Here is an 8,240-nt window from a genome sequence, read left to right as displayed (position 1 = left end):
CGGCGTTTTTTGGGACTCACTGGAAGAACCGTTTTCAGACTGGTTTGAACCTGACGCGTCAGGTTGTTTTCGTGGATTTTCGCTTGTTAGCAAACCACTTATTAAACCAGTTTGACCGCTTAGCATTAGAGCAGCATCAGAAAGAGAGTGGCCGTTTTTTAGAAGCACCTCTAATTGTCTAGAAATGAGTCTAGCTTCTGGTATTCCACGGCTGACAAATTCACCTGTAAACCTGAAAAGTAAGCTCAAAATATCGAAGGCTAAAACAAAGATTAACCACTTCAAGTCCCGCGCTTTTTCTTCAGGAATGTTGAGCAACCACGCGATCATTTTATCATCCGCACCGTGGCCTGATTGACTGGCAATATTGCCACCTGTGAGCAGCTCCGCCCGTTGTGTCTCAAGGTCTGCTATCAGTTGCTTAGTTCCTGAATAGCTCTGATTCCCTGAGTAGTAAGTAAGGGCGTTCAACTGGTTCTGGAGAGTGTCAATTTTCTGCTGGTTCGGGTTAATGCACTTAGTCAGGTAGTTTGCAGGGCATCGACTTAATGCAGTCCTGGCACTGACTAATTGCGTGTTCAATTTTGATGCTGTTGCACTTTCTGCAGCGGCCTTATTCGCATCAGCATAGCTCGAAAGACTCGTTAGCTTATTTCTAGCGGCTTCTAGCTGTGCGTCGAGTGCTCGGATAGGTGCGCTTGCCGTAGCTTCCTGTGCAGACTTTCCAGCGCCTTCAATACCACCATGAAAAGACCCTGCAAAATAGACAATACCGTAAGTACCAATCAGGGCAGGGATAGCAAAAACCAACGCAGGATAGTTACTATCCGTAAAGGCTTTGGATAGCGCGGGCACTATGGAGGCTTTAGCAACGGCCAAGCCCACAAAGCCAAGGACAAAAATCCAAGTCAGCAAGCCTGAGCCGTTTTTAACACTCCAATAAATAGCCATTGAGCCAGCTAATAATTCTAAGGTTAAAGCAGAATAACCAAGCCATGAGCGTGACTGATCCGCATGGCCACGTTGTTGATAAGCGATAAGCGCAAGCAGTAGGGCAATGATACCCAGTGTCGCAATGAGTGTTTCACTATTGAAACTAGTGTTAATATCGTTGTGCATTTTTTATCGACTCCGATCGTCGTTAATTTATGTAGTCCTGCCGTTGGATTGCCGTCCTTCGGTAGGGCGCTTTCTAACTCGTTTTATTTGCCTTTTTTGCCTCCATTTAGTGGTATTTGTTGCTGGTCGTTCTCTGCAAATTTAATTGAATATGATGTGATTTTACGCCCTGTTTTCTTGGGTGTTAGCTGTAGCCTTATTTCTGCCTTATGCAATAGTTCATTAGTAACATGCTCTAATACTGACTTCTTAAACCTTCCCTGATTATATGATGCGGGTACGCCTAGCATTTTTCGTAATTCATCAACATCTACATCAAACCAACCGCAAAAAACACCACCTGTATTAATTTTTGGCTGTGCCCAGCTAACTAATAATTCGTAGAGTCGCCAAGTGTACGAACTACTAAAGTTTATAACTTTATTTAGTGGGTATGAGCTGAATTTAGCCTTCATACCTATAAGGTGATGAACTATCAACGGGTTAAATGTGCAGGTAATAGTACCCTCGGTTTTTGTATACACTGCTTGAGCCATAAGACTGCTTTCAATGACATTGATACCTTCAGTGGTAGTTATAACTTTCCTCATTAACCCTTGTGCGGCAGTGGACAGGTCTCTGTAAGCGTTTTCAGTGCTGTAAGTCTTCGCATAGTCGGTAGCTAACAATTTAATATGCTGTAAATCGTTATCTGTCCTCTGTGGATGCAATCGACTTATTAGTGCTTCCATTATTCGCTTTTCTGGAATTGTAAATCTGTAGTAAGCGCGAGCTAATGCGTTTGATCTAGTTACCGTGTTATCCGCTAAGTCTCGCTCTTCTACACAATCAGCATTTGTATTAACTGTTTTATTTTGCGCGGCTAGCCGCTTCTGTATCCCTGCTAACTGTGCGTCTAATGTTGTTGCCATCCGAAGATAAACCTTTTTAAAGTGAAAAATAAAAATAGCATGACATTAAAATAAAAGCAACAGACTAAAAATCTATCACTTTATTTTAAAAGATCATGTTTCCAAAAGCTTCACAGTTAACAGTCAATTCTTCACTTTACAGCGTCAATTTTTCACAGTTAACAGTCAATTCTTCACTTTTAAGTCTGTAACTATATGATTTTAATAGGCTTATAGCCCCTAGAAACAAGAAGAAACAAAGAAACAAACAGAAAGCTGTGGATAACTCATAAAAATATCTAAAAAATAATGTAACTGTTAAATAGAAAACAAAGACAACTACAGTTCATTACCCTCACGAAATCGTTTAGAAACACTCTGTGACTTACTTATCTCGTTTTCCTTTTTCAATGCTTCTGCTTGTTCCAGTAGGTTACGTATTTGATTTTTAGTTAATCCTTGAAACGGACTGTGTGCCCTTTTAAGCTCATTTCTCTGGTTTTCCATAGTCATGGTTAGATCAGCTAACCGTTTTCTATCCTGTAGCGCTACAGAAGCATTTGCGACCACTTCCTGATAACCATCTTTTACCGCTTCGGTTAGTCTCGATGCAACATGAGCAGAAGATTCAACCGTTTTACTGAAAACCCCTTTTTTTAACACCTTGGGTTCAACCGACTCAGGGCTGACAATCACTACTTGCTCTTCACTTTTTTGAATAGCCGCGTAGTGTTTTTTGATACTTTGGTGTGTTGCCTTGCTCCCTTCGATACCTCTTTCCAGCCCCAGGTGTTGAACGACACATGCAAAACTAGTTTGGTCCTTGGACATTTTACTTTTATTGCCGATGAAATCTTTCGCGCTCAGTCTGCCGTCTTGGGTCACCGGTGCAACAAAAGCACTGAGGTGTGGCGATGTCTCATCGCGGTGGATCGTGGCAGTAATAATATTTTGCTGGCCGTACTTATCCGCTAACCATTTTTCTGAAGCATCAAAGAACTGTTGTTGCTCTGCTCCTGATGCTGTTACCCACCATTCAGGGCTAGCCGTCAAAACGTATTCAATCGCTAACACAGCATCCTTTCTTCGCTTGCTTGGCAGTATCGCTTTCAACTTCGTTGTAGCTTCTGCAGTTGACTCGGCGGCTCTATGTTCGTTCTCTGGTGTTCGCTCTGCATCTGCATTCATTGTTTCCCGTTCCCGGTAGCAATGATTGAGCGATGCGGTCACGTTCGCCATCGTCTTTAACTTCTTTGCTCTCATGATCGCAAAAGCCATTTTCACTCACTCGCAGATTATCGTTAAAAGACAGGGCGTCAGGACGGGTGCTTTTGTGAAAGAGTACTCACTAGACTTTGCTGCGCAAAGTCGCTCGGGGTTTCACCCGATGAGCGGCGATAATCTGCTTGATTATCTGCGCTTTGAAGGTCGTAAAAAGAAGTTTATCAGGGTGGTGTAGGCGCACTAATTAAGCTGAGTTAGTGCTTTGATAATTATTCATCCTGAAAGAATCATTGGGAATGCTCCGCAACAAAGGCGGTTGTCCGTATCGCTACGCGCTACAAAAAATTATCCACAATGGTTAACGAAGCTTATTGTTATGATGTTCATCTTTTGAACTATAAAGGCTTACTAATGAGTGACTTTAACGATGATATTTTAATACCTTTATCCTTAGTAACTGGCTCTATGAAGGAAACAGAATCCCTTCTTCTGGTAGCTTATTCAGCCGCACCTACTATTCAATATAAAGGTAAGAGTTTTATGGTTCTCAAAGAGGCAATTGCATGGAATGAAAGCGAGGTTCCTATGTCATCAGGGGTTGAGCGTGAATTCAGGGAATTGCTTGTGAAAGAATTGCAAAAAACTTTAGTTACAGGACAGTTCAAATATACAGATGAGATGATCGAAAAATGGGCCATTCTTTTTAAAGGACAGTCTGAAGCTTTACTTAAAACGAAAAGCAAAAAAGTCCCTGACGGACTCAGAGTTTTAGTTCAAAAAGCAATTTCAAAATAATGTATAGAGGCTTACGAGCCTAAGGTGATTTTATGGCTACAAAAACAGAGATGTCTCTTGATATAAAAGTTAAGTCAGTGAAGGGTGAAACCTTAGGCTGGCTGCAGTTGACGAGCGGCAATGTTAGCTACTATCGGAAACATGCTAAAACGGAATCCGCGCGTTATACATATCAGCAGATTATGTACTTAATTGAAAAGGATTTAGAAGAAAACGAGTAACAGGGGGGTATACAAAAATCAGTTATACGTCACTGTTTCTTTGGAACAGTGACGTATAACTGAGGGGCTTATGTAGCCTATTCCGGAGGGCTGTTTTCAACAGTGACAGCCCCGTGACGGGGTAAATTACGCTAGGATATGCGATGCTTTTCCGATACCACCAAGGGGTTTTAATACGCCCTCTTCTTCCGCTCTATTGACCCACGAACGGTGGATGTCTTGAATCTCCATTGGCGTGATGGTTTTGGATTGTTTACCCTTGGTTAGTCGATCACTAATAAACGCTTTTCCATCGTTCCTTGTGCATTTGATAATCTTGTTCTGAACTTGGTGTAACCACTCCGAATACAGTTGCTCGTCATTATCTAAAAGTGGTGTATTTTGGGACTCACTGGAAGGGCTATTTTCAGACTGGTTTGAACCTGACGCGTCAGGTGCTTCTAACCGTTTTTCACTTGTTAGTGAGCCACTTATTAAACCAGTTTGACCGCTTAGCATGAGCGCAGCATCAGAAAGAGAATGGCCATTTTTCAGCAGCACTTCTAATTGTCTGGAAATGAGTCTGGTTTCTGGTATTCCACGGCTCACAAATTCACCTGTAAACCTAAACAATAAGCTCAAAATATCGAAAGCTAAAACAAAGATTAACCATTTCAAGTCCCGCGCTTTTTCTTCAGGAATGTTGAGCAACCACGCTATCATTTTGTCATCGGCACCATGACCGGATTCACTGGCAATATTGCCGCCTGTAAGCAGCCCCGCCCGTTGTGTCTCAAGGTCTGCTATCAGTTGTTTAGTGCCTGAATAGTTCTGATTTCCTGAGTAGTAAGTAAGGGCGCTCAACTGGCTCTGGAGGGTGTCAATTTTCTGTTGGTTCGGGTTAATGCACTTAGTCAGATAGTTTGCAGGGCATCGACTTAATGCAGCCCTGGTACTGACTAATTGCGTATTCAAGCTTGATGCTTTTGTACTTTCTGCAATGGCCTTATTAGCATCAGCGTAGTTGGAAAGGTTGGTTAGCTTGTTTCTAGCGGCTTCTAATTGTGCGTCTAGTGCTCGAATGGGGGCGCTTGCGATTGCTTCCTGTGCAGACTTCCCCGCACCCTCAATACCTCCATGAAAAGATCCCGCAAAATAGACAATTCCATAAGTACCGATCAGGGCAGGAATAGCAAAAACGAGGGCAGGGTAATTACTATCCGTAAACGCTTTAGATAATGCCGGCACGATGGAAGCCTTCGCGACTGCTAAGCCAATAAAGCCCAGTACAAAAATCCATGTGAGCAAGCCTGAGCCATTTTTAACACTCCAGTAAATAGCCATTGATCCGGCTAATAATTCTAGGGTTAAAGCAGAATAGCCAAGCCATGAACGCGACTGATCCGCATGGCCACGTTGTTGATAAGCGATAAGCGCAAGCAGTAGGGCAATGATACCCAGCGTCGCAATGAGTGTTTCACTATTGAAACTAGTGTTAATATCGTTGTGCATTTTTCGATCCTTCGGTGATCGTTAAGTGAAGTCCTGCCTCAGTGTTGACGCACTGGGGAAGGGCGGTTACTGCTATTTAGTCTGTTTCTTGGCTTCCTCCCTTAGTCGTTTTCCGGCTTGTTCGTAGCTTTCGCCTGGTCTGGCGTGCTTCTCAATAAACGCTTTATCAATTTTGAATAATTCGTGTTGTTGTTCAACGGGAAATTTGAACTCTAGCGTGGTTACTTTCCGTCCTTCCTTTATTGGTTGCCAAGTGACTTTAAGTCCGTCTTTCTCTCTAATTTCTTTGACTGCTGGCTCGATCACTCGTGCAGTTAGGTTTGTAAATTTTGACCTCATTGATTTTGGCGTGTCCATTGAATGATGGAAATCATCCAATGGGATTTTTAGGTAGCCAGTTTTTTTGAATTGCATCAGCAATTCAAATAACCTCCACGCATACTTTGACCTTAAGCCACCTGCTCGACCCAACCTATAGCTTGTAAACTGCCGCTCTAGTTCAAATAGCATAGGACTCAATTCATGCCAGAACACAAGTTCAATCAGCCCTTCTCCCTCTTTGTATGTAGCTCTTCCGACCCACTGCATCCGTATTTCACTTTTACCATCTCTAAACCTTATGTATCGGTTCATTAACTGTTCCGTAGCCGCTTTGGCTTCGCTATAAAGTGTCTTTGAGGTAATGTCATATTCACTAGCAAATTCAGTAACATTAATTTCTACAGTCATGTTTTGAGGCGTTACAGGAAGCCTGCTATCTAGTTTTGCTACCGCAAGCATGAGTAACCGTTTTTCTTGTAAAGAAAGGCCATGAGCAGCTCTAACTAGAGCATTGGACATACTGACTTGCTGCCGGTCATCTTTTTTAGCTAGGTTGCTTAAACTCATAGTGAATATCTACTCCAAATATAATGTAGATATAAACATAAAAACCATTTTAAATCTACATTATATTTAATGTAGTTTATAACCCCAAAAATGTAGCCCTAACACCCCAAAAATGTAGCCCTAACACCCCAAAAATGTAGCCCTAACACCCCAAAAATGTAGCCCTAAGCCCTCTGTAACGTAGCTATAGTGCGGCTCTCAGCCCGCCTAAAAAGGTTTTAAAAAGGTTTTAAAAAGATAAAAAAGGAAAAGCCGATAAAAAAACTGTGGATAACCTTAACAATCGACCTTGAATTAGTTGGACTCATTTTTGGGGTTTGTGAGCCAGTCAGCTCACTAGCATCTATGAAGTTAATTCTGACCATTCCAGCCAAACAATCAAAAGCAAAAGTAGTTAAGGGACTTTGTCCCTCTTGGGCTATGCCCAATTCACCCAAGGATACGGACTAGAAGATGGCTGAAAGCTACGCAGGATCGTTTCTAAGCCGATTTATCGGTAACACCAATAAAATCTATGCTACATAGGGAAAAACCGTTCTGAGCGCATTCTGAACGATCCCGGTACTTGCAAGCTTTAAAAGCGGTTTAACAAATGATGAACTGTAGATTTTCAAAAGAATCACCCCGTAAGATCAGCTCCTGAGTTAAGGGTGAGATGAGGAGAATGCTGCGCAAGCGTTTGCCGTAGGGGCGAAGCCCCCTACACCCCCTAATGTAGGCCAGAAATAAGCTCCTAGAATGTGGTAAAATCAATCTTTAAAACACATGACAGATAGGTATCAATTTGAAATATTCACTAGCTTTAATTTCATTGTTTTTTTTAAGCGTCAGCTCTTTCGCAGATGATGCGAAGTACACCTATGAGGTAATAAAGGAAAGCAGTATCCCAGGAATAAAACACAGTATTGATATCTCATTAAATAAGAAGATAAGTAAAGACGAACTTGCTAGTTTAGCCCAGAAACTAAAGGGGAGTGCGCAATACGAAAGAACCTTCATTGGGTATGTTATAAACATGTCTGAAGTGAAAAATGGTTACTGGGCAACAACTCATTTTAATCCTGATCTAAACGTTAAAATACTGGGACTGACCATTGAGCAAGAAAGAGAAATGGAGTCTGAAAGAGAGCTAGGTGAGGGTAAGGAAATAGTTTCAAGATGGGTTGATGACCGCCCGTATATAGGGGCTAAAATCACGGTTTACCAAGAAGATGAAAAGTTCTATATGATGTCTCTGTATGGGGATAAAAGCTCTTCAGTTGAAGAGATTAAAATAACCAAACATAAAAATGGGAGAAAGGTTGAAGCCTTGGAAAGCAATGGGTTTGGCGAGTACTTTCTAATCAACAAAAAAGGCGCCCTGGAATTTTGGAGCAGTACTAGCAATTACTATACTGCGAAAGAAATTAAGTAAGGCACCATCACAAGCTGGCCTCTAAAAACCTGCTTGAGTTGACGCTAAAAACAAGGCTCTTAGGGTAAACTCACGCCATCCGCTAGTGCGTATCCTAGCGGGTGAATTGGGTCGATCGCGACCCAAGAGGGCAGCAATGCAGCCCTTGCTAAAAAAAGGTCGCTCAACTGCGGGAACATCCCAACAAATTTAGGCTGA

Annotated in this window: 9 protein-coding genes; 4 read left to right on the top strand and 5 right to left on the bottom strand. The window is 42.1% G+C overall.

What is annotated here, in order from left to right:
* The 3 genes from Q0688_RS15780 to mobV form a co-directional block, all read right to left on the bottom strand.
* Positions 1 to 1,119: hypothetical protein (locus Q0688_RS15780; protein WP_299078900.1), on the bottom strand; the 1,119-nt coding region annotated here is incomplete at its 3' end.
* Between the two features lie 83 nt (positions 1,120 to 1,202).
* A complete protein-coding gene (locus Q0688_RS15775) occupies positions 1,203 to 2,030 on the bottom strand; it encodes a replication initiation protein (protein ID WP_299078897.1) in 828 nt (275 codons plus the stop codon).
* 318 nt (positions 2,031 to 2,348) lie between these two features.
* Positions 2,349 to 3,248, bottom strand: coding sequence for a MobV family relaxase (gene mobV, locus Q0688_RS15770; protein ID WP_299078895.1), 900 nt, complete (start codon positions 3,246 to 3,248; stop codon positions 2,349 to 2,351).
* Here mobV and Q0688_RS15765 point away from each other — a divergent pair.
* The 3 genes from Q0688_RS15765 (at position 3,223) to Q0688_RS15755 (ending at position 4,249) form a co-directional block, all read left to right on the top strand.
* A complete protein-coding gene (locus Q0688_RS15765; RefSeq protein WP_299078892.1) occupies positions 3,223 to 3,468 on the top strand; it encodes a hypothetical protein in 246 nt (81 codons plus the stop codon). The genes mobV and Q0688_RS15765 overlap by 26 nt on opposite strands.
* A gap of 176 nt (positions 3,469 to 3,644) precedes the next feature.
* Positions 3,645 to 4,028, top strand: coding sequence for a hypothetical protein (locus Q0688_RS15760; protein WP_299078889.1), 384 nt, complete (start codon positions 3,645 to 3,647; stop codon positions 4,026 to 4,028).
* A 32-nt stretch (positions 4,029 to 4,060) separates the two neighbouring features.
* The gene (locus Q0688_RS15755) at positions 4,061 to 4,249 is read left to right on the top strand and encodes a hypothetical protein (RefSeq protein WP_299078887.1); all 189 of its coding nucleotides are present in this window, start codon (positions 4,061 to 4,063) and stop codon (positions 4,247 to 4,249) included.
* A gap of 126 nt (positions 4,250 to 4,375) precedes the next feature.
* On the opposite strand, the gene Q0688_RS15750 is transcribed toward Q0688_RS15755, so the two are convergent.
* Both Q0688_RS15750 and Q0688_RS15745 read right to left on the bottom strand, forming a co-directional pair.
* A complete protein-coding gene (locus tag Q0688_RS15750; RefSeq protein ID WP_299078884.1) occupies positions 4,376 to 5,740 on the bottom strand; it encodes a hypothetical protein in 1,365 nt (454 codons plus the stop codon).
* 72 nt (positions 5,741 to 5,812) lie between these two features.
* On the bottom strand, positions 5,813 to 6,628 hold the full coding sequence (locus Q0688_RS15745; RefSeq protein WP_299078881.1) for a replication initiation protein: 816 nt from the start codon (positions 6,626 to 6,628) through the stop codon (positions 5,813 to 5,815).
* A 784-nt stretch (positions 6,629 to 7,412) separates the two neighbouring features.
* On the opposite strand from Q0688_RS15745, the gene Q0688_RS15740 reads away from it, so the two are divergent.
* Entirely contained in the window at positions 7,413 to 8,042 is a 630-nt protein-coding gene (locus tag Q0688_RS15740; protein ID WP_299078878.1) for a hypothetical protein, read from the top strand.
* The last annotated feature ends 198 nt before the right edge of the window (positions 8,043 to 8,240 follow it).

The organism is uncultured Paraglaciecola sp. (assembly GCF_937123705.1).
Lineage (GTDB): Bacteria > Pseudomonadota > Gammaproteobacteria > Enterobacterales > Alteromonadaceae > Paraglaciecola.
This window is presented reverse-complemented; position numbering and strand designations above follow the sequence as displayed.

What these genes read in the sequence shown, in the direction of transcription:
- Q0688_RS15755 (WP_299078887.1), top strand. Translation starts at nt 4,061, where the DNA reads ATGGCTACAAAAACAGAGATGTCTCTTGATATAAAAGTTAAGTCAGTG.
- mobV (WP_299078895.1), bottom strand. Translation starts at nt 3,248, where the DNA reads ATGGCGAACGTGACCGCATCGCTCAATCATTGCTACCGGGAACGGGAA.
- Q0688_RS15745 (WP_299078881.1), bottom strand. Translation starts at nt 6,628, where the DNA reads ATGAGTTTAAGCAACCTAGCTAAAAAAGATGACCGGCAGCAAGTCAGT.
- Q0688_RS15760 (WP_299078889.1), top strand. Translation starts at nt 3,645, where the DNA reads ATGAGTGACTTTAACGATGATATTTTAATACCTTTATCCTTAGTAACT.
- Q0688_RS15750 (WP_299078884.1), bottom strand. Translation starts at nt 5,740, where the DNA reads ATGCACAACGATATTAACACTAGTTTCAATAGTGAAACACTCATTGCG.
- Q0688_RS15775 (WP_299078897.1), bottom strand. Translation starts at nt 2,030, where the DNA reads ATGGCAACAACATTAGACGCACAGTTAGCAGGGATACAGAAGCGGCTA.